The organism is Rhizobium sp. L51/94, assembly GCF_019355555.1.
Lineage (GTDB): Bacteria > Pseudomonadota > Alphaproteobacteria > Rhizobiales > Rhizobiaceae > Rhizobium > Rhizobium rhododendri.
In genome coordinates this window covers 3,069,450-3,094,724 of sequence record NZ_CP072141.1, presented here as the reverse complement: position 1 = coordinate 3,094,724, position 25,275 = coordinate 3,069,450, and the positions used below count along the sequence as shown (strand labels likewise).

General features: G+C 61.9%; 20 protein-coding genes. 19 read left to right on the top strand and 1 reads right to left on the bottom strand.

From position 1 onward, the window contains the following. Positions 1-403: 403 nt before the first annotated feature. From mraZ to murB, 12 genes are all read left to right on the top strand, one after another. The gene (gene mraZ / locus J5274_RS15140; protein ID WP_111222841.1) at positions 404-841 is read left to right on the top strand and encodes a division/cell wall cluster transcriptional repressor MraZ; all 438 of its coding nucleotides are present in this window, start codon (positions 404-406) and stop codon (positions 839-841) included. 17 nt (positions 842-858) lie between these two features. Then, entirely contained in the window at positions 859-1,884 is a 1,026-nt protein-coding gene (gene rsmH / locus J5274_RS15135) for a 16S rRNA (cytosine(1402)-N(4))-methyltransferase RsmH (protein ID WP_142823202.1), read from the top strand. A 1-nt stretch (position 1,885) separates the two neighbouring features. After that, positions 1,886-2,380 (top strand): hypothetical protein, encoded by a 495-nt coding sequence (locus J5274_RS15130; protein WP_142823201.1) that lies wholly within the window; start codon positions 1,886-1,888, stop codon positions 2,378-2,380. Beyond that, on the top strand, positions 2,380-4,131 hold the full coding sequence (locus J5274_RS15125) for a penicillin-binding protein 2 (RefSeq protein ID WP_142823200.1): 1,752 nt from the start codon (positions 2,380-2,382) through the stop codon (positions 4,129-4,131). Before J5274_RS15130 ends, J5274_RS15125 begins: the two co-directional genes overlap by 1 nt. A 65-nt stretch (positions 4,132-4,196) precedes the next feature. Next, complete coding sequence (locus J5274_RS15120; protein ID WP_142823199.1) at positions 4,197-5,660, top strand: UDP-N-acetylmuramoyl-L-alanyl-D-glutamate--2,6-diaminopimelate ligase; 1,464 nt, start codon at positions 4,197-4,199, stop codon at positions 5,658-5,660. Beyond that, the gene (locus tag J5274_RS15115; protein WP_142823198.1) at positions 5,657-7,090 is read left to right on the top strand and encodes a UDP-N-acetylmuramoylalanyl-D-glutamyl-2,6-diaminopimelate--D-alanyl-D-alanine ligase; all 1,434 of its coding nucleotides are present in this window, start codon (positions 5,657-5,659) and stop codon (positions 7,088-7,090) included. Before J5274_RS15120 ends, J5274_RS15115 begins: the two co-directional genes overlap by 4 nt. Before the next feature lie 29 nt (positions 7,091-7,119). Then, positions 7,120-8,220: a phospho-N-acetylmuramoyl-pentapeptide-transferase gene (gene mraY, locus J5274_RS15110; protein WP_142823197.1), complete on the top strand. Its 1,101-nt coding sequence runs from the start codon at positions 7,120-7,122 to the stop codon at positions 8,218-8,220. A gap of 5 nt (positions 8,221-8,225) precedes the next feature. Further along, the gene (gene murD, locus J5274_RS15105; RefSeq protein ID WP_142823196.1) at positions 8,226-9,638 is read left to right on the top strand and encodes a UDP-N-acetylmuramoyl-L-alanine--D-glutamate ligase; all 1,413 of its coding nucleotides are present in this window, start codon (positions 8,226-8,228) and stop codon (positions 9,636-9,638) included. A gap of 1 nt (position 9,639) precedes the next feature. After that, positions 9,640-10,794: a putative lipid II flippase FtsW gene (ftsW, locus tag J5274_RS15100; protein ID WP_142823195.1), complete on the top strand. Its 1,155-nt coding sequence runs from the start codon at positions 9,640-9,642 to the stop codon at positions 10,792-10,794. 4 nt (positions 10,795-10,798) lie between these two features. After that, positions 10,799-11,923 (top strand): undecaprenyldiphospho-muramoylpentapeptide beta-N-acetylglucosaminyltransferase, encoded by a 1,125-nt coding sequence (murG, locus tag J5274_RS15095; protein WP_142831464.1) that lies wholly within the window; start codon positions 10,799-10,801, stop codon positions 11,921-11,923. Further along, positions 11,920-13,335, top strand: coding sequence for a UDP-N-acetylmuramate--L-alanine ligase (gene murC, locus J5274_RS15090; protein WP_142823193.1), 1,416 nt, complete (start codon positions 11,920-11,922; stop codon positions 13,333-13,335). Before murG ends, murC begins: the two co-directional genes overlap by 4 nt. Continuing rightward, complete coding sequence (murB, locus tag J5274_RS15085; protein WP_142823192.1) at positions 13,332-14,306, top strand: UDP-N-acetylmuramate dehydrogenase; 975 nt, start codon at positions 13,332-13,334, stop codon at positions 14,304-14,306. Before murC ends, murB begins: the two co-directional genes overlap by 4 nt. A gap of 96 nt (positions 14,307-14,402) precedes the next feature. Here the strand turns inward: murB and J5274_RS15080 are convergent, their stop codons facing one another. After that, a complete protein-coding gene (locus J5274_RS15080) occupies positions 14,403-15,707 on the bottom strand; it encodes an MFS transporter (RefSeq protein ID WP_142823191.1) in 1,305 nt (434 codons plus the stop codon). A gap of 503 nt (positions 15,708-16,210) precedes the next feature. On the opposite strand from J5274_RS15080, the gene J5274_RS15075 reads away from it, so the two are divergent. The 7 genes from J5274_RS15075 to recN all read left to right on the top strand — a co-directional run bounded on the left by J5274_RS15075 (position 16,211) and on the right by recN (position 25,265). Then, positions 16,211-17,137 (top strand): D-alanine--D-alanine ligase, encoded by a 927-nt coding sequence (locus tag J5274_RS15075; RefSeq protein WP_111222854.1) that lies wholly within the window; start codon positions 16,211-16,213, stop codon positions 17,135-17,137. Further along, positions 17,125-18,057: a cell division protein FtsQ/DivIB gene (locus J5274_RS15070; RefSeq protein WP_142823190.1), complete on the top strand. Its 933-nt coding sequence runs from the start codon at positions 17,125-17,127 to the stop codon at positions 18,055-18,057. The genes J5274_RS15075 and J5274_RS15070 overlap by 13 nt, the downstream gene beginning before the upstream one ends. Further along, positions 18,054-19,385, top strand: a complete 1,332-nt coding sequence (gene ftsA / locus J5274_RS15065) for a cell division protein FtsA (RefSeq protein ID WP_111222856.1) — start codon at positions 18,054-18,056, stop codon at positions 19,383-19,385. Before J5274_RS15070 ends, ftsA begins: the two co-directional genes overlap by 4 nt. A gap of 98 nt (positions 19,386-19,483) precedes the next feature. Then, positions 19,484-21,223, top strand: a complete 1,740-nt coding sequence (ftsZ, locus tag J5274_RS15060; RefSeq protein WP_142823189.1) for a cell division protein FtsZ — start codon at positions 19,484-19,486, stop codon at positions 21,221-21,223. Between the two features lie 302 nt (positions 21,224-21,525). After that, positions 21,526-22,482: a UDP-3-O-acyl-N-acetylglucosamine deacetylase gene (lpxC, locus tag J5274_RS15055; RefSeq protein ID WP_142823188.1), complete on the top strand. Its 957-nt coding sequence runs from the start codon at positions 21,526-21,528 to the stop codon at positions 22,480-22,482. A gap of 223 nt (positions 22,483-22,705) precedes the next feature. Continuing rightward, positions 22,706-23,578 carry an outer membrane protein assembly factor BamD gene (locus J5274_RS15050; RefSeq protein WP_202617092.1) on the top strand — a complete coding sequence of 291 codons (873 nt, stop codon included), beginning with the start codon at positions 22,706-22,708 and terminating at the stop codon, positions 23,576-23,578. Between the two features lie 13 nt (positions 23,579-23,591). Then, the gene (gene recN, locus J5274_RS15045) at positions 23,592-25,265 is read left to right on the top strand and encodes a DNA repair protein RecN (RefSeq protein ID WP_142823186.1); all 1,674 of its coding nucleotides are present in this window, start codon (positions 23,592-23,594) and stop codon (positions 25,263-25,265) included. Positions 25,266-25,275: the final 10 nt, after the last annotated feature.

The window sequence follows — 25,275 nt, the reverse complement described above, 5'->3', positions numbered from 1 at the left end:
TTTTCGAGCACTGCGGTGGCGCCTCGCGCCCTTTATTTGCGGTCGCTAATCGATAGTCAAATGTCCAATTTTTTCAAGCAATGCGATCGCCTCTCAGGCGCTCGCGGCGGGCAAATGCCGCACTTCCTAACCTTTCGTTAAGCTTAACGGCCTATGAATATGGGGGACTGCAACCGGCTTCCGCAGGCCGTATCCCATTGACGCCCATATGGTCCCATGGTATCCCAAATTCGCACTGCACAGGGGCAAATCAAGGCCCAATCATCGCAAAGTAAAGGTCGTGCTCCTCTCGGGGAGACCGGGAAGACAATAGTTTTTCCGGCGGGCGAAGCTTTGTGCGATGGCGGCAGTGAATGTGGGCGAAGGATTTTCGCGCGACCAATGGAAACGGGTGTTTCGCGTCATGAAACGCTTCCTGTCGAATGCGACGAACAAGATCGATGCCAAGGGCCGCGTTTCCGTGCCTTCGGTATTTCGATCGGTGCTGTCGGAGCGCGCCATTCCGGAGCTGTACTGCTTCCAGGATTTCGTGTTCCCGGCGATCAGCATCGGCGGACTGGATCTGCTCGACCGGTTCGAGCAACAGATTGCGGCGGAAGATCCGTTTTCGTCGCAGGCGAATCAGATGTCGCTCCTCATCCATGGGGGCGGGGTCTTCATGAAGCTCGATGCCGAGGGACGGTTGATGGTCACGGATTTCATCCGCGATTTCACCGGAATCACCGACGAGGTGACCTTCGTGGGTCGGGCGGACTACTTTCAGCTTTGGGAGCCGCAGGCGTTTCAAGCCCTGCAGGCAACCGCAAGAGAGGAGCGCAGGCTGGCGGGCATGCGTTCCTGATACAACGAGGGGACGGAATGGAAGCTCAACCTGGCGGAGATTGTGCTGAAGCCGGTGGCGGGCCGCTTCGTCATATTCCGGTTCTCCTGGCCGAAGTCGTAAGGGCGCTGGAGCCTGCGCCTGGCAAGGTCATTCTCGACGGCACGTTCGGGGCTGGCGGCTATACGTCGGCGCTGTTGGCGTCGGGTGCCGATGTGATTGCGCTCGACCGCGATCCGACGGCGATTGCGGCAGGCCAGGCGCTGGTCGAAGCTCATCCCGGCAAACTTACTCTCATTCACTCGCAATTCTCGCAGCTGGCAGAGCATGCTCCTGAGGGCGGTCTCGACGGCATCGTTCTCGATATCGGCGTATCCTCGATGCAGATCGACGAGGCCGAGCGCGGCTTCTCGTTCCAGAGGAACGGTCCGCTCGACATGCGCATGTCGGCAAAGGGCGTGTCTGCTGCCGACGTCATCAACAATGCCAAGCTCGCCGACCTTATCCGAATCTTCGTCTTTCTCGGCGAGGAAAAGCAGGCGCCGCGCATTGCCCATGCCATCGAGAAGCGCCGTGCCGAAAAGCCTTTCGAGACGACGCGTGATCTTGCAGGACTGATCGAGCTGGTAACGCCCCGCAAGGCCAAGGACAAGATCCATCCGGCGACCCGTGTCTTCCAGTCGCTGCGTATCTTCGTCAACGACGAGCTCGGTGAACTGGCCGAAGCGCTGTTTGCCGCCGAGCGGGCGTTGAAGCCCGGCGGCCGCCTGGTCGTCGTCACCTTCCATTCGCTGGAAGACCGCATCGTCAAGAAGTTCCTCACCGACCGTTCGGGCCGCTCGACGGGCTCGCGCCATATGCCAGTCGTCCACGAGCGGGCGGCGACTTTCGATGCCATCGGCAAGCAGGTCGTCTCGGCCGGCGAGGTCGAGGCCGAGCTCAATCCACGTGCCCGTTCGGCCAAGCTGCGTGCTGCTGTGCGAACCGCTGCGCCGGCAGAAGCAGCCGACGTCTCGATTTTCGAGCTGCCGAACCTTGCCACCCTTGCAAAGCTTGGAGGTTGAGATGCTGAAGACCTTCGATATCGTGCTCATCGGCGTCATGACCACTGCGGCGGCCGTGACCTACACCATCAAGCACCGCGCCGAGCTCAAGCTCGAGGAGGTGCATCACCTCGAAGCCGAGATCAAGCTCGAGAAGGATACCATCGAGCTGCTGAAGGCCGACTGGGCGCTGGTCGTACAGCCGAACCGCCTCGAGCGGTTGGTCGCCAACTATAACAGCGAACTGCAGCTGCAGCCGACACTCTCGACATCCCTCGTGCAGCCGAATGAGCTGCCAATGCTGCGCAGCCAGCTACCGCCACCTCCGGGTATCATGGACGGCAAGCCGACCGCAAAGCCCGGCACATCAAAGGGCGACGACAGCGATGCCGATATCCGCAAGGTTATAGCCGACGTGGCAGCCAAGCCTGCGCCGAAGCCAGTCGCAAGGCTGGCACCGGCTAAGCATGGCAAGTCCGGTGTCGACGATATCAAAACGGGATCGGTGAAGCGCTGATGTCTTTTCTATCCCGCATCATGCTCTTGAAGAGCAAGGCACATTTTTCCGCCGGTACCAACGGCAAGCCAGTCGACGCGCTTGCAAGCGCGGTCGTCGAGGGATCGCGAAAGCGCAAGACGGGGCAGGCGCGGAGCCGCGTCCTGTTGTTGAGCGTGAGCTTCGGCGTCGTCTACTGCATTATCGGCGCGCGACTGGTCGAGTATGGCACTGCCATGCCCGATACCGTATCGAGCATTCTGCCGGCCGACAGGCTGATGGCCTCGCGGCCCGACATCGTCGACCGCAACGGGGCGCTGCTCGCGACCGACATCCGTACGGTGTCGCTGTTTGCCGAGCCGAACAAGATCGTCGATGTCGACGACGCCGTCGAAAAACTTTCGACAGTGCTGCCGGATCTCGATCTCAAGGGGACTTACAAAAAGCTTTCGACCAACACGTCGCACTTCGCCTGGCTGAAGCGCCAGTTGACGCCGAAGCAGCAGAGCCAGATCCTGGCGCTCGGTATTCCCGGAATCGGTTTCCGGCCGGAAAAGCGCCGCTTCTATCCCGGCGGCCCGACGGCCTCGCATATCCTCGGCTATGTCAACATCGACAACCGCGGCGTCATGGGTATGGAAAAATATATCGACGATCAGGGCCTTGCCGATCTCGCCGCCGTTGGCATGACCAGCAATGAGCCGCTTGAGCCGGTCAAGCTGTCGATCGACGTCCGCGTCCAGGCCATTGCCCGCGATGTCGTGACCAAGGCGGTCGTCAACTTCAAGGCCAAGGGCGGCGGTGCCATCGTGCTCGACGTTAAGACCGGCGAAGTCATCGCCATGGCGTCAGCCCCTGATTTCGATCCGAACGAGCCGAACGCGAGTGCCGCCGAAGGCTGGCTGAACCGTATGTCGAACGGCACCTTCGAGATGGGATCGACCTTCAAGACCTTCACGATGGCAATGGCGCTCGACAGCGGCAAGGTGACGCTTCGGGACGCTTTCGATGCCAGCGCGCCGATCCGCATCGGTGGCTTCGTGATCCACGATTTCCATGGCCAGGGCCGCGTGCTGACCGTTCCGGAAATCTTCCAGTATTCGTCCAACATCGGGACGGCGAAGATCGCCGATCTCGTCGGCATTGATGCCCACAAGGAGTTCCTGACGCGCCTCGGTCTCCTGACCCGGATGCCGACAGAACTACCCGAGGTGAAGACGCCAAGCCAGCCGAAAGTCTGGAAGAAGATCAACTCGATCACCATCTCCTTCGGCCACGGCGTCTCGACGACGGCGCTGCAGACGGCGGTGGCCGGTGCGGCGCTCGTCAACGGCGGCAAGCTTATCGAGCCGACCTTTCTGCCACGCACCGCAGAGCAGGCCGACCTGGTCGCGAAAACCGTCATCAAGAAGAGCACCAGCGACGACGTCCGCTTCCTGCTGGACTTCAATGGCTCCAAGGGTTCCGGTCGTGCCGCCCGCGTTCCCGGCTACGATGTCGGCAGCAAGACCGGCACAGCGGACAAGGTCGTCAACGGTCGCTACTCCCACACGGCCAACTTCAACACCTTCCTCGCAGCCTTCCCGATCGACAATCCCCGCTATGTGGTCATGAGCTTTTGCGACGAACCGATGACCGGCGAGCACGGGGGCACGATTTCAGCCTATACGGCAGCCCCCATCGCGCGCGATATCATCGCCCGTTCGGCAGCGATTCTCGGTGTAAAACCGAAATTCGGGGAGGGCGGCTCCGCCTTGCTGGTGTCTTATTGAGATTGAATGGATAACGCGGTCGATTCGCGTGGGGCGGGCAGGCCTAGAACAAAGAAGTAGACGCCATGAAATTGCGTGATCTCGTCGGGACTGATTTTCCCGAGTTGAACGGACCGGTCGGCGGCTCGCTGGGCGACATCGACATCACGGGTCTTTCCGCCGACAGCCGGCAGATTACGCCGGGAATGGCCTTTGTCGCGGTTGCCGGCACCAAGGCCGATGGCGCCGCCTTCGTGGCCGATGCCGCTGCGCGCGGCGCTGCTGTGATTTTCGCCCGGCATGCGGCGGATGCCGGTTCGGTTCCGGTTGTAGCCGTGTCCGAGCCGCGCCGCCTGTTGGCGCTGGCAGCCGCGCGCTTCTACGGGCGCCAGCCGGAGACGATGGTCGCCGTCACGGGTACGGCCGGCAAGACCTCCGTTGCCTCCTTCACCCGCCAGATCTGGGCGCATGCCGGAAGCACCGCCGCAATGATCGGCACGACTGGCGTCATCTCGCCCAGCCGCAACGACTATGGCTCGCTGACGACGCCGGATCCGGTGTCGCTGCACAAACTGCTGGCCGAACTTGCCGACGAGGGCGTGACCCATGCCGCGATGGAAGCCTCCAGCCATGGGCTTGACCAGTTCCGTCTCGATGGTGTGCGTCTCAAGGCTGCTGGCTTTACCAATCTCGGCCGCGATCACATGGACTATCACCCGACCGTAGAGGCCTATATGGCCGCTAAGATGCGGCTTTTCGATACGCTGCTGCCGCAGGGATCGCCAGCCGTCATCTTTGCCGACGACGCCTGGTCGGATCAGGCCGTAGCTGCTGCCCGGCAGGCTGGTCACGATATCCGCACCGTTGGCCGCAAGGGCAATTTCCTGACGTTGAAGCGGGTCGAGCATTCGCGCCACAAGCAGGTCGCCGAGGTGCATTTCGGCACCGAGATCTTCGAGGTTCACATTCCGCTGGCCGGCGATTTCCAGATCGCCAATGCGCTGGTTGCAGCCGGCCTTGCGATTTCGACCGGTGCTCCAGCGGCCGTGGCAATGCAGGCGCTGGAAAAGCTCCAGGGTGCTTCCGGACGGCTTGAGCTGATCGGCCAGACGCGCGACGGCGCGCTTGCCTATGTCGATTACGCCCACAAGCCGGATGCACTGGAAAACGTGCTTGCGGCTGTGCGGCCTTTTACCACCGGTCGTGTCATCGTCGTCTTTGGCTGCGGTGGCGACCGGGATCGTGGCAAGCGGCCGATCATGGGCGAGATCGCCTGCCGGCTGGCCGACGTCGTCATCGTCACCGACGACAATCCGCGCTCTGAACAACCGGCTGCCATCCGCGCCGAAATCATGGCTGCGGCCACCTCAGCCACGGAAATCGCGGACCGTGCCGAGGCTATCCGCGCCGCAGTCGACATGCTGAAGGCCGGCGATACGCTGATCGTGGCCGGCAAGGGGCACGAGGAAGGCCAGACGGTCGCCGGTGTCACCTTGCCGTTCTCGGATCATGCGGAAGTGCGCCGGGCACTAGGGGAGACGACATCTTGAGCTGGCTTTGGACAAGCGAAGACCTGATCGACATCATGCATGGCCGGCCTGTTGGCTCGTTGCCTGCGGGTATTACGGGAATTTCCATCGACAGCCGTTCGATCGGACCCGGCGAAGCCTTCTTCGCCATCAAGGGCGATCGTGTCGATGGGCATGACTTTGCGAGCATGGCGATGGCCAATGGCGCGTCGTTGCTGGTTGTCAGCGAAGCGCGACTGCCGGCACTCGGGCGCCTTACCGTGCCGATGATCGTCGTCGAGGATGTGCTGGCGGCATTGACCACGCTCGGCATCGCCGGCCGGCATCGGTCGCGCGCAAAGATCATCGGCGTTACCGGCTCGGTCGGCAAGACCACGACCAAGGAGATGCTGCGTCACGTGCTGTCGCCCTCCGGCAAGGTCCATGCCTCGGTCGCATCCTACAACAATCACTGGGGTGTGCCGCTGACGCTGGCGCGGATGCCAATCGATACCGACTTCGGCGTCTTCGAGATCGGGATGAACCATCCGGACGAAATCAGGCCGCTGGTGAAGATGGTCCGCCCGCATGTGGCGATCATCACGACGGTGGCCGCCGCCCATCTCGGCAACTTCAAGAGCATCAAGGAAATTGCGGCCGCCAAGTCGGAGATCTTCGAGGGCCTAGAGCCCGACGGAGACATCATCCTCAACCGCGACAGCGACCAGTTCTCGTTCCTCGAGCGCCAGGCGCAGGCGCTCGGCATTACGCGGATCTACAGCTTCGGCCAGCATGCCAAGGCCGACTTCCGGCTGGCAGAATTCAACGGTTCCGACGAGAAATCTGCCCTTTGGCTGACGCTCGGCAGCGAGACGTTCGAGATCGCAATCGGTGCACCCGGGCGCCACATCGCCGAGAATGCTCTCGCCGTGCTTGGCGCCGTGACGCTGGTCGGCGGCGACCTCGACAGGGCTATCGAGGCGCTGGCGACGCTGCAGCCGGAAAAGGGCCGCGGCAAACGCCACAGGCTTGCGATCAGGGCGGGCACGTTCACCGTCATCGACGAAAGCTACAATGCCAACCCCGCCTCCATGCGCGCGGCAATGGCGCTGCTGGCAACGGGTGCCGGTGATGATCGCGGACGCCGCATCGCCGTCCTTGGCGACATGCTCGAGATGGGCGAACATGCGCGTAGGGTGCATGCCGATCTGGCGGGTCCGCTGATTGCTGCGGGGATCGAACACGCCTGGCTCTCCGGACCGGAGATGCTAGCCCTGAAAGAGGCGCTGCCTGAAACAGTGCAGGTCGAATATCGCGAGACGACGGAAGAGCTCACCGCCTTCGTTCTTTCCTCGGTTGCGCCCGGCGATGTGCTGATGATCAAGTCGTCGCTCGGCATCGGGTTCGGCAAGATCGTGGCGGCTTTGCTTGACAAATTTCCTGCAGTTTCCGACACGAAGCCGCAAACCTAATTGAATTTTGACCCTAGAAAGGGCCCTGGATGCTGATCTGGCTCGTCGACCTCTCTGAACATGTGAAATTCTTCAATCTGTTCAGATACATCACGTTTCGCACCGGCGGCGCCCTGTTCACCTCGGCACTGATCGTCTTCCTGTTCGGACCGAGAATCATTGCATCTCTTCGCCTTCGCCAGGGCAAGGGGCAGCCGATCCGTGCCGATGGACCGCAGACGCATTTCAAGAAAGCCGGCACGCCGACGATGGGCGGGCTGATGATTATCGCCGGTGTCGTCGGCTCCTGCCTGTTGTGGGCCGACCTTTCCAGCGTCTATGTGGTTGCGGTTCTCCTGGTAACGCTCGGCTTCGGCGCCATCGGCTTCTACGACGACTATCTCAAGGTCACCAAGCAGAGCGACAAGGGCTTCTCCGGCCGCAAGCGCCTGTTGATCGAATTCGTCATTGCGTGCATCGCCGTATATTTCATGATGCGCTCGGCGTTGGCATCGGGTCCGGCCGGATCGACTTTCGGCTCGTCGATCGCCTTTCCTTTCTTCAAGGACTTCATGATCAATCTCGGTCTGTTTTTCGTGCTGTTCGGCGGCTTCGTCATCGTTGCGGCCGGCAACTCGGTCAACCTGACGGATGGACTCGACGGTCTCGCCATCGTTCCGGTGATGATCGCAGCGGCGTCGTTCGGCGTCATCGCCTATCTCGCCGGCAACGTCGTGTTTGCCAATTACCTGCAGATCAATTTCGTGCCCGGCACCGGCGAACTTTCCGTCGTGCTTGGGGCGATGATCGGGGCGGGGCTCGGTTTCCTGTGGTTCAACGCGCCGCCGGCCGCTATTTTCATGGGCGATACAGGCTCGCTGGCGCTGGGTGGCATGATCGGCACGGTTGCCGTCGCCACCAAGCATGAGATCGTCATGGCAATCATCGGTGGGCTTTTCGTCATGGAAACGTTGTCGGTCATCATCCAGGTCGGCTTCTTCAAGATGACCGGGCGGCGCGTTTTCCTGATGGCGCCTATCCACCATCATTTCGAAAAGAAGGGCTGGACGGAAAGCCAGGTCGTCGTCCGGTTCTGGATCATTGCCGTCGTGCTCGCGATGGTCGGCCTGTCTACACTGAAGCTGCGGTAAAAGAGATGATAGCGGTCACCACGCTCAAGGGGAAAAGGGTTGCGCTGTTCGGGCTTGGCGGCTCGGGCCTCGCCACGGCCCTGGCGCTGGTGGCTGGCGGTGCTGACGTCACCGCCTGGGACGACAATCCCGACAGCGTTGCCAAGGCGACGGCCGCCGGCGTTCCGACGGCCGACCTTAGAACAATCGACTGGCCAAGGCTGTCGAGCTTCGTGCTGTCGCCCGGCGTGCCGCTGACCCATCCGAAGCCGCACTGGACCGTTGACCTCGCCCGGTCGGCAGGCGTCGAGATCATCGGCGATGTCGAATTGTTCGTTCGCGAGCGTCGCGTGCACGCACCGGATTGCCCGTTCATCGCGATTACCGGCACCAACGGCAAATCGACGACGACGGCGCTGATCGCCCATATCCTGAAATCGAGCGGTCGCGACACACAGATGGGCGGCAATATCGGTACCGCCATCCTGACGCTCGATCCGCCGCGGGCCGAGCGCTATTATGTCGTCGAGTGCTCGTCCTACCAGATCGATCTCGCCCCGACGCTTAACCCCTCGGCCGGTATCCTCCTCAACCTGACCCCCGATCATCTCGACCGGCATGGGACCATGCAGCATTACGCCGATATCAAGGAGCGCCTTGTGGCCGGCAGCGGTACGTCGATCGTCGGCGTCGACGACAGCTTCTCGACGGTCATTGCCGACCGCATCGAACGCGCCGGCGGCACGGTGATGCGCATCTCTCGCCGCCAGGTGTTGTCAGACGGTCTATATGCCGACGGGAGCCGGATTGTCCGGGCATCGGCCGGAGAGACGGCCGCCATCGCCGATCTCGACGGCATCCAGACATTGCGCGGCAGCCACAATGCCCAGAACGCCGCAGCGGCCATCGCCGCCTGCCTGGCGGTGGGCGTATCCGTCGAGGATATCCAGTCCGGCCTTGCGTCGTTCCCGGGCCTGAAGCATCGCATGCAGCCGGTGGCGCGTCGCGGCACTGTCGTGTTCGTCAATGATTCGAAGGCGACCAACGCCGAGGCAGCGGCTCCGGCCTTGTCGAGCTACGAGCGGATCTACTGGATTGCCGGCGGCTTGCCGAAAGAGGGAGGCATCGCTTCGCTTGCACCGCTGTTTCCCCGCATCGCCAAGGCATATCTGATTGGCGAGGCGGCACCGCAGTTTGCAGCCACTCTGGGCGAGGCCGTGCCATACGAGATTTCCGGCACGCTTGATCGCGCCGTTCTGCACGCGGCTGCCGATGCGGCGATGGATCAGGGCGTCAGCGCTGCTGTCATGCTATCACCGGCTTGCGCAAGTTTCGACCAATACAAGAACTTCGAGGTCAGAGGGGATTCCTTCGTCGCACACGTGTCGGCGCTGGAAGGGATCACCATGCTGATCGGTTCGCCAACAGGAGGCGCATGAGATGGTAAGCCGCGTAGACCGTGGGGCCCTGGCCGACTGGTTCTGGACGATCGATCGTTTTTTCCTCGGGATTTTCATCCTGCTTCTCGGCATTGGCTTCATGCTGTCCTTTGCAGCGTCGCCGGCAGTGGCGACCCGCATCGGGCTTGAACCGTTCCACTTCGTCAAGCGCCATGCCGCTTTCCTCATCCCGGCAATCGCCGTGATGATCGGCATTTCGTTCCTGACGCCGCGTCAGGTGCGCCGGACGGCTGTGATCATTCTTGTCGTCTCGCTGGCTATGATGCTGTTTGCGTTGTTCTTCGGCGTCGAAGTCAAGGGTTCGCGCCGCTGGGTCAATCTCGCCAGCCTGTCGATCCAGCCTTCGGAATTCATGAAGCCGGCCTTCGTCGTCGTCTGCGCCTGGCTTTTTGCCGAGCATGCGCGCCAGCCTGAAATTCCGGGCAACCTCTTTGCCATCATCCTCTTCGGTATCGTGGCCTCGTTGCTGGTCGCCCAGCCCGACCTCGGCCAGACCATCCTGACATCGGCCGTCTGGGCCGGCATGTTCTTCATGGCGGGCATGCCCTGGCTGTGGATCTTCGTGCTTGGCGGCATGGGCGTGGGTGGTCTTTTCAGCGCCTATTACGTCTTCCCGCACGTGGCGCTGCGCATCGACAAGTTCCTGACCGGCGAAGGCGATACCTTTCAGGTCGATACAGCCCGCGAGGCAATTGTGCGCGGCGACTGGTTCGGCGTCGGTCCGGGCGAGGGTATCGTCAAACGCATCATTCCCGACGCCCACACCGACTTCATCTTCTCGGTGGCTGCGGAAGAGTTCGGCATCATCTTCTGCATGTTCCTGGTCTGCATCTTCGCGGTCCTCGTCCTGCGCGGACTATCTCATGCCTACCGTGAGAAGAACGACTTCAACCGCTTCGCCGTTGCCGGCCTGGTGCTGCAGATCGGCATCCAGTCTATCATCAATGTCGGCGTGAACCTGCAGTTGCTGCCGGCCAAGGGCATGACCCTGCCACTGATCTCCTACGGTGGTTCGTCGATGATCGCGATCTGCGTCACCGCAGGCTTCATCCTGGCGCTGACCCGTCACCGACCGGAGAAGCGCATGCAGGAGCGCAGCCTGTTTCGCGTGACCCACGGCGTTCCGGCGGAGTGATGCGATGAGCAAGGGCATCATTCTTCTCGCCGCCGGTGGCACCGGCGGCCATGTATTTCCAGCCGAAGCGCTGGCCTACAAGCTGCGCGATCGGGGTTACTCCGTGCATCTGGTCACCGACAGCCGCGCCGAGCGCTATGCGGGCTCCTTTCCAGCCGACGAGATCCACGTGGTGCCTTCCGCAACGATCGGCTCCAAGAACCCGGTCAATCTCGCCCGCTCGCTCTGGACGCTCTGGACCGGCATGCGCGCGGCCCGAAAGCTGATCCGCAACATCGGCCCGCTTTGCGTCGTCGGTTTCGGCGGTTATCCAACGATTCCCCCGTTGCTCGCCGCGACACGCATGGGCGTGCCAACCGTCATCCACGAGCAGAATGCCGTGATGGGCCGTGCTAACAAGGCGCTGGCCGGCCGCGTGAAAGCGATTGCCGGCGGCTTCCTGCCGGACAATGGCGGTGCGTACCCGGAAAAGACGGTTACCACCGGCAATCCCGTGCGGCCGGCCGTCATCGAGGCAGCCAAGACGCCCTATCATCCATCCGGTCCGGATGAGCCGTTCAACCTCGTCGTCTTCGGCGGCAGCCAGGGCGCGCAGTTCTTTTCCAAGGCTATTCCGACCGCAGTCAGCCTGCTGGAGGAGCCGCTCCGCAACCGGCTGCGGATCACCCAGCAGGTGCGGGTCGAGGACATGGAGACGGTCAATAACTGCGTCGTCCATCTGCAGATGGGAGCAGACATCGCGCCGTTCTTCAACGACATGGCCGAGCGGATTGCGGCTGCCCACCTCGTGATTTGCCGCTCCGGCGCCTCGACGGTCTCCGAGCTTGCGGTCATCGGCCGACCGGCGATCCTCGTGCCTTATCCCTATGCTCTCGACCACGACCAGGCGGCCAATGCCGCAGCGCTTGCCGCGAATGGCGGAGCCAAGGTCATTGCACAGTCGGAGCTCTCGTCGGAAAAACTGTCGGCGATCTTGCGAGGCTCGATGAATTCGCCCGAAAAGCTCGCCAAGATGGCCGCTGCTGCGAAATCGACGGGGAAGCCGGAGGCAGCAAACTTGCTCGCGGATCTTGTAGAGGCTATTGCCGACAAACGTTCAATTGCAGAATTCAAGGGGGCAGGCGCATGAAGCTGCCTAAGGCCATCGGCCTCGTACATTTCATCGGCATCGGCGGCATCGGCATGAGCGGCATCGCCGAGGTGCTGCACAATCTCGGCCACAAGGTGCAGGGGTCGGACCAGGCGGACAGCGCCAATGTCCAGCGCCTGCGCGCCAAGGGCATCGAGGTTCTCATCGGCCACAAGGCGGAGAACTTGGGTGAAGCCGAAGTGGTGGTGGTCTCGACCGCCATCAGGAAGGATAACCCGGAACTGATCGCCGCGCGCGAAAAGCTGCTGCCAGTGGTTCGCCGCGCCGAAATGCTGGCCGAGCTGATGCGCTTCCGCAATGCGATTGCCATTGGCGGCACGCACGGCAAGACAACCACGACCTCTATGGTGGCGACGCTGCTCGAAGCAGGTGGACTCGATCCAACCGTCATCAACGGCGGCATCATCAACGCCTACGGCACCAATGCCCGCATGGGCGAGGGCGAGTGGATGGTGGTCGAGGCCGACGAATCGGACGGCACCTTCCTGAAGCTGCCGGCAGACGTCGCCGTTATCACCAACATCGATCCCGAGCATCTCGATCACTACGGCACCTTCGATGCCGTACGGGCTGCTTTCCGGCAGTTTGTCGAAAATGTCCCGTTCTATGGTTTCGGGGTGCTGTGCCTCGATCATCCGGAAGTCCAGACGCTCGTCGGCCGTATCGAGGACCGCAAGGTCATCACCTATGGGGAGAACCCGCAGGCCGACGTGCGCTTCATGAATGTCCGCATCGACGGGACGCGGTCGCTGTTCGACATCGAAATCCGTCGCCGCCGCACCGGCAAGGTTATCGAGATCAAGGATCTCGTGTTGCCGATGCCAGGCCGTCACAATATCGCCAATGCCACCGCGGCCATTGCCGTTGCCAACCGGCTCGGCATTTCCAACGAAGACATAGCCCGTGGCCTTGCGGCGTTCGGCGGCGTCAAGCGCCGCTTCACGCTGACCGGCGAGTGGAATGGCGTGAAGATCTTCGACGATTACGGGCATCATCCGGTCGAGATCAAAGCGGTTTTGAAGGCGGCGCGCGAATCGTGCTCCGGCCGGATCATCGCCGTTCACCAGCCGCACCGTTTTACGCGGCTTTCGAGCTTGTTCGAGGAATTCGCCGCCTGCTTCAACGACGCCGACAGCATCTTCCTCGCGCCGGTCTACTCGGCCGGCGAGGAACCGATCGAGGGCGTCGATTCGGAAGCCCTGGTGTCGCGCATCAAGGCCGGCGGCCATCGCGACGCCCGTTACCTGCCTTCGCCGGATCGTTTGGCCGGAATGGTCGCGGAGATTGCAAAGCCGGGCGATTTTGTGGTTTTGTTAGGGGCTGGCAGCATAACCTATTGGGCCGCAGCGTTGCCACAGGAACTGGAAGGCCTTTCGGGTAAATCCGCATGAAGCAGGTCAATGGAGAAAAGCTGCTCGCGTCTTTGGGCGACGGCGTCAAGAATATTCGCGGACGGTTGACGCCGGATGCACCGATGGATCGCGTCACCTGGTTTCGTGCCGGCGGATTGGCGGAGCTTATGTTCCAGCCCCACGATACGGATGACCTCGTCACCTTCCTGAAGCTGTTGCCTCCGGAAGTGCCGCTGATGGTCGTCGGTGTCGGCTCGAACATCCTCGTGCGTGACGGCGGTATTCCCGGCGTCGTGCTGCGGCTGTCTGCCAAGGGGTTTGGCTCGCTCGAACTGGCCGGGGAAAACCGTATCAAGGCGGGGGCCATCTGCCCCGACAAGCATGTCGCCGCCATGGCCATGGATAACAGCATCGGCGGTTTCCATTTCTACTACGGCATCCCGGGCTCGATCGGCGGTGCGGCGCGCATGAATGCCGGCGCCAATGGCGTCGAGACCTGCGACCGGCTGGTCGAGGTCCATGCTGTTGATCGCAGCGGCAACAAGCATGTGCTGAGCAATGCCGACATGGGCTACACCTACCGCCATTCGTCAGCGTCGGCCGACCTGATCTTCACCGATGTGGTGTTCGAGGGTTATACCGAGGACAAGGCCAAGATCCGTGCCGACATGGATGCCGTGCGCAATCATCGCGAGACCGTTCAGCCGGTCCGCGAAAAGACCGGCGGCTCGACGTTCAAGAACCCGCCGGGCCTTTCCGCCTGGGAAGTCATCGACGAGGCCGGCTGCCGTGGTCTCGTCATCGGCGGCGCGCAGATGTCGTCGCTGCATTGCAATTTCATGATCAACATGGGCCAGGCGACTGGCTACGATCTGGAATATCTCGGCGAGCAGGTTCGCCGCGAGGTGTTCGAGAAATCCGGCGTCAAGCTGGAATGGGAAATCAAACGGCTCGGAACCTTCATGGATGGCCGCGAGGTTCGTCCGTTCCATGGTGTGACGACGGAGTAGGTAAATAGCAGAGCGCCTGCTGGGAACCGATACTTAGTTAGAAAAAAAGGCCGCGAAACAGATGTTTCGCGGCCTTTTTCGATGCGATTGTGTGGATCAGATCTCTTCGTTGCCTGAGAGCAGGATGCAGATCAGCGTGATGAAGGCGGCGATTGCCATATAGTAGCCGACATAGGCAAGGCCGTAGTTGCTGGCGAGCCAGGTGGCGATAAAGGGTGCCAGCGAGGCGCCGAAGATGCCGGCAAAGTTGAAGGTGATGGAGGCGCCGGTGTAGCGCACTGCCACCGGGAACGGCGCTGCCAGCGCAGTTCCGATCGGGCCGTAGGTCATCCCCATCAATGCCATGCTGACAGCTGCGAAGATGTAGATCTCGGTGAGGCCACCGGTCAGCAGGGTCTGCAGGAAGAACGAGAAGACACCGATCGCGACCGTCGTGGCGACGAGCACGGTGCGGCGGCCAAAGCGGTCCGACAGCTTGCCGGCGATCGGGCAGAAGATGCCGAAGAACACCGAGGCGACGATCTGCACGAGAAGCGCGTCGAGGAAGCTGATCTTCAGGACCTTGACGTTGTAGGACAGCAGGTAGGCCGTGCCGATGTAGAAGAGCACGAAGGTTGCCAGCGCCACGAAGGTGCCGAGGACAAGGCTGCGCTTGTGGTTCTTCAGGATTTCGACCACGGGAACGGCAACACGCTCCTTGCGGGCGACGGCTTCGCTGAACTCCGGGGTCTCGGTGATCGACAGACGGACCCAGAGGCCGATGCCGATCAGGATGATCGAGGCGATGAACGGCACGCGCCAGCCCCAGGTGATGAAGTCTTCCTGGGAGATGAAGTGCAGCAGCAGCCAGAAGACGGCCGACGACAGGAACAGGCCGACGGGTGCACCGAGTTGCGGGAACATGCCGTACCAGGAGCGCTTGCCCTCCGGCGCATTCTCCGTCGCCAGCAGCACCGCGCCGCCCCACTCGCCCCCGAGACCGAAGCCCTGGCCAAAGCGGCAGATCGCCAGCAGCAGAGGCGCGGCCACGCCGATCGAGGCGTAGGAGGGCAGGAAGCCGATCAGTACCGTCGAGATGCCCATGGTCATGAGGGCTGCAACGAGCGTCACCTTGCGGCCGATGCGGTCACCAAAATGGCCGAACACGATGGCGCCGATAGGACGGGCGAAGAAGGCGATTGAAAAAGTCGCGAATGATTGCAGGACGCCGGTGGTCGGATCGCTGGTCGGAAAGAACAGCGTCGGGAAAACGAGGACTGCAGCCGTCGCGTAAACGTAAAAGTCGAAGAATTCGATGGTGGTGCCGATCAGGCTTGCCAGCAGAACGCGTGACGGCGAATTCAGGGAGGCACTGTTTCGCGACGAGGGAGCCGGCGATAATGGCGATATCGCTTGTTTCATTTTCCTACCAATCCGGAATGCTAAGTTCAACTTCACGGGCCTTAACGCAATTTAAGACCGGCGCAAACGCCAAAGTAGCAATTTCCCGAACGAAATCGTTGATGCGTCGCACAATAATGTCCGCATCGTCGGGTGTCTCCGGCTGATCCGCAGGGATCTCAAGTCGAACCGGCGACGCGTCTGCCGTTACTCGCAATCACTCCGGTATCGCAGGGGTTGCATATCTCGGATCGGAGGCTCCCGCCGGGGTGATGTCCAGGATTAAGAAAATCGAAGGCGCCTCTTGCCACGGATCTAAAGCTCTGATTCCAAGAGGGTAATTGCCATCGGGATTTTGATTCTTTTGGGTCGGTGGCGGCAAAAGATGCATCGGGTTAACCAAAGTAAACGCTTCGTTAACTATAATGACGCTCTAATAGGCTCATTCAGAAGCCGGTGGAATCGCCCGGTAAAAGCTTCGCGCAAGCGTGCTGTCGCAAAGAGCTGTATTTTTGGGGGTATCGATGAGTGAGAAGCATGTAGCCGTCCTGTTTGGCGGTTTTTCCTCGGAACGGCCGGTCAGCCTGTCGTCGGGGAAGGCATGCGCTGACGCTCTCGAAGGGCAGGGCTACCGGATCTCGCTGATCGATGTCGATCGCGATATCTCGGCGCGGCTCGCCGATCTTGCGCCCGATGTCGTCTTCAACGCCCTGCATGGCCCCTTCGGTGAAGACGGCACGATCCAGGGCGTGCTTGAATACCTGCAGATCCCCTATACCCATTCCGGCGTGGCTGCGTCTGCGCTGGCGATGGACAAGTCGCGCGCCAAGCTGGTGGCTGCCGATGCCGGCGTGCCGGTTGCCGAATCATTGCTGATGAGCCGTTTCGACTTCGGGTCCGAGCATCCGATGCCGGCACCCTATGTTGTCAAGCCGGTCCGGGAAGGTTCGAGCTTCGGCGTCGTCATCGTCAAGGAAGACCAGGCGCACCCGCCGCAGGTTATCACGTCGTCGGAATGGCGCTACGGCGACGACGTGCTGGTCGAGCGCTACATTGCCGGCCGCGAGTTCACCTGTGGCGTCATGGGCGACAAGGCTTTGGCAGTCACCGAGATCGTGCCGCAGGGACACAGCTTCTATGACTATGACTCGAAATATGTCGCAGGCGGCTCGAAACACGTAATTCCCGCAGAAATTTCACCAAATATTTACCAAAAAATACAAAGATTAGCGTTAACGGCGCATCAAGCAATCGGCTGCCGCGGAGTCACACGATCAGACTTTCGCTACGACGACCGCTTTTCCGAGGATGGTGAACTTATCTGGCTAGAGATCAATACCCAGCCCGGCATGACCCCGACTTCGCTTGTGCCGGAAATGGCAGGCCACGCCGGCTACTCGTTTGGCGAATTTCTCCGGTGGATGGTGGAGGACGCGTCATGTTTGCGTTGACGGTCAAAAGGATGAAGCGCTCGAGGCACCGTGCTCCGGTGCTGTTCGATCAGCCGGAGGACCTGTTCGTCCTGCCGCGGCCGCTCCGTCGTGCCGTGCGTTTCCTGGTGAGCCTCGGCTCCGGGCGCATCTACGTTCCACCACATCTCGGCACTGTCTCCGCCATAGCTTTCCTTGCCGCGACAGGCCTCTACGGCATGTCGCTCGGCGGTCATACGCAGACTGTCGCCCAGGCAACGACGGCGGCAGCCGGCTTTGCTATCGAGGACGTCAAGGTTTCGGGCAACGACCAGACTTCTGAAATCGAAATCCTGCAGCTTCTCGGCCTCGATGGCACGACATCGCTTGTCGCACTCGACGTCGATGCCGCGCGCCAGAAGATTGCCAGCCTTCCCTGGGTCGAAAACGTCGAGGTTCGCAAGGTCTATCCGAAGACCATCGAGGTGAAGCTCAAGGAGAAGGCCGCTTACGGTATCTGGCAGCACGGCGCCGAGCTTTCGCTGATCGAGCAGAACGGTACGGTCATCGCGCCGCTGCGCGACAACAAGTTTGCGTCCCTGCCATTGTTCGTCGGGCGCGAAGCCGAGAAGGCCGCGACTTCGGTCGGTGACATGTTTGCCGCCTGGCCGGACCTTCGCAGCCACGTCAAGGCTTTTGTGCGTGTCGCCGGTCGCCGCTGGGATCTCTATCTCGACAGCGGCATCGTCATCAAGCTGCCGGAAGACGACCTGCAGCAGGCGCTCGCAAAGCTGGCAAAGCTGGACAAGGAACAGAACCTTCTGGCGCGCGACATCGCTGCCGTCGACCTTCGTCTCGAAGATCGCACGACGGTGGAACTGACGCCGGATGCGATGGTGCGCCGACAGGCGGCGCTGGATTTGAGAACCAAGGCTCTGAAAAAGGCGGGACAAGACACATGAGCTTATTCGGTTCGTCCCATTTCGGCTTGCCGCGCCTGAAGCCGCTTTCGTCGAAGCGCTCGCATATCGTCTCCGTGCTCGACATCGGCTCGACGAAGATCGTCTGCATGATCGGTCGGCTGACGCCGCGCGAGGAAACGCAGGTTCTTCCCGGCCGCACGCACAACATCGAAATCATCGGCATCGGCCACCAGCGCTCACGCGGCATCAAGACGGGCGTCATCGCCGATCTCGATGCAGTCGAAGGCGTCATCCGCCTTGCGGTCGACGCTGCCGAGCGAATGGCGGGCCTGACGGTCGAGAGCCTGATCGTCAACGTCTCGGCCGGTCGCCTCGGAAGCGACATCTATACGGCAACCATCGATCTCGGCGGTCAGGAAGTCGAAGCCACCGATCTGAAGAAGGTCCTGACGGCCGCCTGCCAGCAATCGCTGCGCCAGGATCGTGCCATCCTGCATTCGCTGGCGACGGGCTACTCGCTCGACGGCGAGCGCGGCGTTCGCGATCCGCTGGCGATGTTCGGCGACGCGCTTGGCGTCGACATGCATGTGGTGACGGCTGAGCGCTCGGCATTGCGCAATCTCGAACTCAGCGTCAACCGTGCCCACCTGTCGGTCGAGGGCATGGTGGCAACGCCTTATGCCAGCGGTCTGGCTGCCCTGGTCGACGACGAGGTCGAACTCGGATGCGCCGCCATCGACATGGGCGGCGGCACCACTACGATCTCGGTGTTTGCCGAAGGCAAGCTCGTGCACACGGATGCGGTCAGCATCGGCGGTCATCACGTCACGACCGATCTGGCCCGTGGCCTGTCGACCCGTATCGAGGACGCAGAACGGCTGAAGGTCGTGCACGCTTCGGCGCTGCCCAATCCGGGCGACGACCGCGAAATGATTTCCATCCCGCCAATTGGCGAGGATGACCGCGACCAGCCGACCCAGGTGCCGCGTGCGCTGGTATCGCGCATCGTCAGCGCCCGTATCGAGGAAACGCTGGAGCTGATCCGCGACCGTATCCAGCGCTCGGGCTTCAGCCCGATCGTCGGAAAGCGCGTCGTGCTGACGGGTGGTGCGAGCCAGCTGACCGGCCTGCCGGAAGTGGCGCGCCATATCCTCGCGCGGAACGTCCGCATCGGCCGCCCGATGGGCATTTCCGGCCTGCCGACGGCAGCCAAGGGACCTGCCTTTTCGACGGCGGTCGGCCTGATGATCTATCCGCAGGTGGCGGATCTGGAAACGCATATGGGCGGCAGCGGTCTGCTTTCGTCGCTCGGCGGCAACAACAGCCGCATTGCCCGGGTCGGGCAGTGGCTGAAAGAAAGTTTTTGAGTTTCCGGGCCGGGCGGCAATGCCTTCCGGCACGGGCGAGCACATTGAGTGAATTGGCTGGCGTGGCGACGCGGTCATAGACAAGAAGGAACGGTACCATGACGATCAAGCTGCAGAAGCCAGATATCACCGAGCTTAAGCCCCGCATCACCGTGTTCGGTGTCGGTGGCGGTGGCGGCAATGCCGTCAACAACATGATCACAGCCGGCCTCCAGGGCGTCGACTTCGTGGTCGCCAATACAGATGCGCAGGCGCTGACCATGACCAAGGCACAGCGGATCATCCAGCTCGGCGTCAACGTCACGGAAGGCCTCGGCGCCGGCTCGCAGCCGGAAGTCGGCCGCGCTGCCGCTGAAGAGTGCATCGACGAGATCGTCGATCACCTGCAGGGCACGCATATGTGCTTCGTCACCGCCGGCATGGGCGGTGGTACGGGCACCGGTGCTGCTCCCGTCGTCGCCCAGGCCGCCCGCAACAAGGGCATCCTGACGGTTGGCGTCGTCACCAAGCCGTTCCACTTCGAAGGTGGACGCCGCATGCGTCTGGCCGAAATGGGTATCCAGGAACTGCAGAAGTCGGTCGACACCCTGATCGTCATCCCGAACCAGAACCTGTTCCGGATCGCCAACGACAAAACGACGTTCGCCGATGCGTTCGCCATGGCCGACCAGGTTCTCTATTCGGGCGTTGCCTGCATCACCGACCTGATGGTCAAGGAAGGTCTCATCAACCTCGACTTCGCCGACGTTCGTTCCGTCATGCGCGAAATGGGCCGTGCAATGATGGGCACCGGCGAAGCATCGGGCAACGGCCGCGCCATGCAGGCTGCAGAAGCTGCGATCGCCAACCCGCTGCTCGACGAAACCTCTATGAAGGGTGCACAGGGCCTGCTGATCTCGATCACCGGCGGCCGTGACCTGACGCTGTTCGAAGTCGACGAAGCTGCGACCCGCATCCGTGAGGAAGTCGATCCGGACGCCAACATCATCCTCGGCGCAACGTTCGACGAATCGCTCGAAGGCATCATCCGCGTCTCCGTCGTTGCCACCGGCATCGACCGTGCGATGAACATGACAGCCGAACGGAACATGGAACTCCGCTCCGCACCGAAGCCGATTGTCCGTCCTTCTGCGGCCGTTGCCCCGGCACCGGCCGCTGCTCAGCCTGCCTATGTCGCGCAGGCACCAAAGGCTGCCGATCCTATCGCCCAGACGATCCGCATGGCGGAAGCCGACATGGAACGCGAACTGGAAATGCTGACCACCCGCCAGGTTGCGCCAGCTCCCCAGCCGGTCCAGCAGCCTGTGATGCAGGAAGAAACCTTCCGCCCGCAGAGCCGTATCTTCGCAGCCCCGGAAGCCGCAGCACCGGTGCTGCGTCAGTCGGCACCCGCACCGCAGCCGGCTCCGGTCATGCAGCAGCCCGTCATGCAGGCTCCGCAGCCTGCACCGATGCGCCAGGATCCGATGGTCCGCCAGACCGCGGAAGCGGTCCGCATGCCAAAGGTCGAGGATTTCTCTCCGGTCGTCAAAGCCGAGATGGATCATCGTGCACAGCCGAACCATGCCGCTGCCGAAGAACGCGGCCCGATGGGTCTGCTGAAGCGAATCACCAATTCGCTTGGTCGTCGCGACGAGGACGATGTTTCCGCCGACATGACCGCTCCGGCACCGACTGCGGCTTCGCAGCAGCGCCGGCCGCTGTCCGCAGAGGCCAGCCTCTATGCTCCGCGTCGCGGCCAGCTTGACGATCACGGTCGCCAGCAGCCACAGCCGCGCATGAGCAATGAAGACGACCAGCTCGAGATCCCGGCATTCCTGCGCCGTCAGTCGAACTGATCCGGCAGCCCCGCAAACTTTGGCCCCCGGCGCAGATATCTGCTCCGGGGGTTATGTTTTATCTGGCCTGTGCCGCGCGAAATTACCTAGGAATTTCAGTGACCTGATTCCGTTACATTGCGAAAGAAACAGTGATTTGGTTTGCCGCGGCGTGGCGCGTATGTAGATACCAAGCGCACTACGGAATCGCATCCGCTCTTCGGATCAACTTTGAATTTCGTGCCAAGTAACAGACCGAACCACGACATCGCAGTCTCTCAAAAGCAAGTCGGTTCGGTGCAGGATGATAAGGCAGAACGTAAATGGCAATTGGATTGCTGGGTTTTCAGACAACTGTTGCAGCCCCCGTCACACTCTCCGGCATCGGCGTTCATTCCGGCGCCAACGTGTCGATCACCTTTCTTCCTGCCGAAGCCGACACCGGCGTCGTTTTCCAGCGCATCCACGATAACGGCGATGTCACTGAGCTTCGCGCCGTATCCTCGCAGGTCGGCAACACCGATCTGTGCACCGTTCTCGGCTTTTCGGCTGCCCGTTCTGTCGCGACCGTCGAGCATGTCATGGCGGCAATCTATGCCATCGGCCTCGACAACGTTGTGGTCGAAGTCCAGGGCGCCGAGATGCCGATCATGGATGGCAGCTCGTATCCGTTCATCGAAGCTTTCGAGCAGACCGGCATCGTGCCACTCGGCGTCAAGCGCCGCTACATCCGCATCGTCAAGCCGGTTCGCATCGAATCGGGTGGCTCATGGTGCGAGTTCCGCCCTTATGACGGCACGCGCTTCGAAGTCGAAATCGATTTCGATTGCCCGCTGATCGGCCGCCAGAAGTGGGAAGGCGACCTGAACGCCGAGACCTTCAAGAAAGAACTGTCGCGCGCCCGGACTTTTGGCTTCATGCGCGATGTCGAGCGTCTCTGGGCATCCGGTCATGCGCTCGGTTCGTCGCTGGAAAATTCGGTCGTCATCTCAGACGACAACACGGTCATCAATGTCGAGGGCCTGCGCTATGCCAAGGACGAGTTCGTGCGTCACAAGACGCTCGATGCTGTTGGCGATCTTGCCCTTGCCGGCACGCAGTTCATCGGCTGCTACCGCTCGTACCGCGGTGGCCACAAGATGAATGCCAACGCACTGAAGGCACTCCTCAGCGACACGTCTGCCTATGAAGTTGTCGAGACGTCCGTGCCGCGCCGCCGGCCGGCAGCGCGCGACTTCGTCGCCGTCAACGCACCCGAGTTTGCTCCCTGGTCCGCATGACCTCCAGATAATGTTCGACCAGGGTAGCCGCCTCCGAAAGGGGGCGGCTTTTTCTTGGGCGGACGAAAGGCAGCAAGGTGGCAGGATGCGGGTAAATCTCGTGGATGCGCCACAAAAATGCGTTAATGGTTCATCATTGCGTTGCCCTGACGACGCTTTTATGGATAGAAACGCGGGCCGGTAGCACTCGTTTTTTGTCGTGGCGGTAATTGGGAATTTCCGAATGGGTTTTGCAGGATCTGAAAGCATGAAGATTACAGCGCGGGCTTTGCTCGTCACGCTTCTCCTCGCAGGGACCGGCGCGTTCGTATCCGGTTGCCAGTCGGACAAGGACATCGACATCACCAAGCTCGGCGTTGAGACCGATCCGCCGGAGCAGCTTTACAATCAGGGCCTTGCCAACATCAAGGCAGGCAACATGGGCGAGGCCGGCAAGAAGTTCGATGCCATCACCCGCCAGGAGCCATTCTCGGACTGGGGCCGCAAGGCGCTGGTCATGAGCACGTTCGTCAAGTATCGCACCGGCAACTACGACGAGGCCGTGACGACCGGCAACACCTACATGAAGCAGTATCCGCGTTCCGAGGATGCTGCCTACGTGCAGTATCTGGTCGGCGCCTCCTATGCCAAGCAGATCGTCAGCGTCACGCAGGACCAGCGCGCCTCGCAGCAGACCATCGAGGCGATGCAGAAGGTGATCGACAACTATCCGAAGTCTGAATACGTCGATGACGCCCAGGCAAAGATCCGCTTCGCCAAGGACCAGCTGGCCGGCAAGGAAATGCAGGTTGGTCGCTACTATCTGGAACGCAAGGATTACCTCGCCGCTATCTCGCGCTTCCGCGTCGTCGTCGAGAACTATCCGACCACCAACCAGATCGAGGAAGCGCTGGCGCGTCTCGTCGAAGCCTATTACGCCATGGGCATCGTTGAGGAAGCACAGACTGCCGCTGCCGTGCTCGGCCATAACTATCCCGACAGCCAGTGGTATGCCGACTCGTACAAGCTGCTGAAGAGCGGTGGCGTCGAACCACGCCAGAACGAGGGATCGTGGATCGCACGTGCCGGCAAGAAGCTTCTTCTCGGTAGCAGTTGAGAACCAATAAGAGATGCTGGTCCAGCTTTCGATCCGCGATATCGTCCTGATCGAGCGGCTGGACCTTGCCTTCGAAAAAGGTTTGTCGGTTCTGACCGGCGAGACCGGCGCCGGCAAGTCCATCCTGCTCGACAGCCTGTCGCTGGCCATGGGCGGCCGCGGCGACGGTGGGCTCGTGCGCCACGGCGAGGAACGCGGCCAGATCACCGCCGTCTTCGATGTGGCAATTGACCATGGCGCCCGCAAGCTGCTCCGTGAAAACGGTATCGACGACGAAGGCGACCTCATTTTCCGACGCACCCAGTCTGCGGACGGCCGCACTAAGGCATACGTCAACGACCAGGCGCTGAGCGTCCAATTGATGCGCCAGGCCGGGCAGCTGCTGGTCGAAATCCACGGCCAGCACGACGACCGCGCTCTCGTCGACACCAACGCCCATCGCACCTTGCTCGATGCCTTTGCTGGTCTCACCGATGAGGTCGTCGCCGTTTCCGGCCTCTACCGCCAGTGGCGCGAATGCGAACGGGCTTTGAAGAAGCATCGCGACAAGATAGAGCTTGCCGCCCGCGAGGCCGATTATCTTCGCGCCGCCGTCGAGGAGCTGGAAACGCTCTCTCCGCAGGATGGCGAAGAGGACGATCTTGCCGAGCGCCGCTCGAAGATGATGAAAGCCGAGCGCATTGCCGGCGATATTTCAGAGGCCTCCGAGTTCCTGAACGGCAATGCCTCTCCCGTGCCGCATATCGCCTCGCTGGTGCGGCGCCTCGAGCGCAAGAGCCAGGAAGCGCCCGGCCTGCTGGAAGACACCGTCGCCCTGCTGGACGCAGCCCTCGACCAGTTGTCGAATGCGCAGATGGAAGTCGAGGCGGCATTGCGCAAGACCGAATACGACCCGCGCGAACTGGAGCGGGTGGAGGAGCGGCTGTTTGCCTTGCGCGGAGCCGCGCGCAAATATTCCGTTCCGGTCACCGGCCTGCCTGATCTCGCCGAGAAGATGATTGCCGATCTGGCTGAGGTGGATGCCGGCGAGGAGAAGCTCGCCAAGCTCGATGCCGAACTGGCGGTTGCCAAGGGGCTTTTTGATCGTGCCGCCCAGAGCCTTTCCGAAAAGCGCCATCATGCCGCAACGTCGCTCAGCGACGCCGTGATGGCCGAGTTGCCGGCACTGAAGCTGGAGCGCGCGCGTTTCATGGTCGAGATCACCACCGATCCGGCGGCCGGCGCCGCCGAGGGCATCGATGTCGTCGAATTCCATGTCCAAACCAACCCCGGCACCCGTCCGGGACCGATCATGAAGGTGGCATCGGGCGGCGAGCTGTCACGCTTTCTGCTGGCGCTTAAGGTGGCGCTGGCCGACCGCGGCTCGGCACCGACGCTGGTCTTCGACGAGATCGACACCGGTGTCGGCGGGGCGGTGGCGGATGCCATCGGCCAGCGGCTGAAGCGGCTGTCGGAGAAGGTGCAGGTTCTGTCCGTCACCCATGCGCCGCAGGTGGCGGCCCGCGCTGCGACCCACCTGCTGATTTCCAAGGGCCCGTCTGCCGATGGCTCCGATAAGATCACCACGCGGGTGGCGACGATGGAGCCGGAGGACCGGACCGAGGAAATTGCCCGCATGCTGGCCGGCGCATCGATCACCGACGAGGCGCGGGCCGCCGCTGCGCGGCTGTTATCCGGAAACGGCTGAGCGCCGCTGT

What these genes read in the sequence shown, in the direction of transcription:
- mraZ (WP_111222841.1), top strand. Translation starts at nt 404, where the DNA reads ATGAAACGCTTCCTGTCGAATGCGACGAACAAGATCGATGCCAAGGGC.
- rsmH (WP_142823202.1), top strand. Translation starts at nt 859, where the DNA reads ATGGAAGCTCAACCTGGCGGAGATTGTGCTGAAGCCGGTGGCGGGCCG.
- J5274_RS15130 (WP_142823201.1), top strand. Translation starts at nt 1,886, where the DNA reads ATGCTGAAGACCTTCGATATCGTGCTCATCGGCGTCATGACCACTGCG.
- J5274_RS15125 (WP_142823200.1), top strand. Translation starts at nt 2,380, where the DNA reads ATGTCTTTTCTATCCCGCATCATGCTCTTGAAGAGCAAGGCACATTTT.
- J5274_RS15120 (WP_142823199.1), top strand. Translation starts at nt 4,197, where the DNA reads ATGAAATTGCGTGATCTCGTCGGGACTGATTTTCCCGAGTTGAACGGA.
- mraY (WP_142823197.1), top strand. Translation starts at nt 7,120, where the DNA reads ATGCTGATCTGGCTCGTCGACCTCTCTGAACATGTGAAATTCTTCAAT.
- murD (WP_142823196.1), top strand. Translation starts at nt 8,226, where the DNA reads ATGATAGCGGTCACCACGCTCAAGGGGAAAAGGGTTGCGCTGTTCGGG.
- ftsW (WP_142823195.1), top strand. Translation starts at nt 9,640, where the DNA reads ATGGTAAGCCGCGTAGACCGTGGGGCCCTGGCCGACTGGTTCTGGACG.
- murG (WP_142831464.1), top strand. Translation starts at nt 10,799, where the DNA reads ATGAGCAAGGGCATCATTCTTCTCGCCGCCGGTGGCACCGGCGGCCAT.
- murC (WP_142823193.1), top strand. Translation starts at nt 11,920, where the DNA reads ATGAAGCTGCCTAAGGCCATCGGCCTCGTACATTTCATCGGCATCGGC.
- murB (WP_142823192.1), top strand. Translation starts at nt 13,332, where the DNA reads ATGAAGCAGGTCAATGGAGAAAAGCTGCTCGCGTCTTTGGGCGACGGC.
- J5274_RS15080 (WP_142823191.1), bottom strand. Translation starts at nt 15,707, where the DNA reads ATGAAACAAGCGATATCGCCATTATCGCCGGCTCCCTCGTCGCGAAAC.
- J5274_RS15075 (WP_111222854.1), top strand. Translation starts at nt 16,211, where the DNA reads ATGAGTGAGAAGCATGTAGCCGTCCTGTTTGGCGGTTTTTCCTCGGAA.
- J5274_RS15070 (WP_142823190.1), top strand. Translation starts at nt 17,125, where the DNA reads ATGTTTGCGTTGACGGTCAAAAGGATGAAGCGCTCGAGGCACCGTGCT.
- ftsA (WP_111222856.1), top strand. Translation starts at nt 18,054, where the DNA reads ATGAGCTTATTCGGTTCGTCCCATTTCGGCTTGCCGCGCCTGAAGCCG.
- ftsZ (WP_142823189.1), top strand. Translation starts at nt 19,484, where the DNA reads ATGACGATCAAGCTGCAGAAGCCAGATATCACCGAGCTTAAGCCCCGC.
- lpxC (WP_142823188.1), top strand. Translation starts at nt 21,526, where the DNA reads ATGGCAATTGGATTGCTGGGTTTTCAGACAACTGTTGCAGCCCCCGTC.
- J5274_RS15050 (WP_202617092.1), top strand. Translation starts at nt 22,706, where the DNA reads ATGGGTTTTGCAGGATCTGAAAGCATGAAGATTACAGCGCGGGCTTTG.
- recN (WP_142823186.1), top strand. Translation starts at nt 23,592, where the DNA reads ATGCTGGTCCAGCTTTCGATCCGCGATATCGTCCTGATCGAGCGGCTG.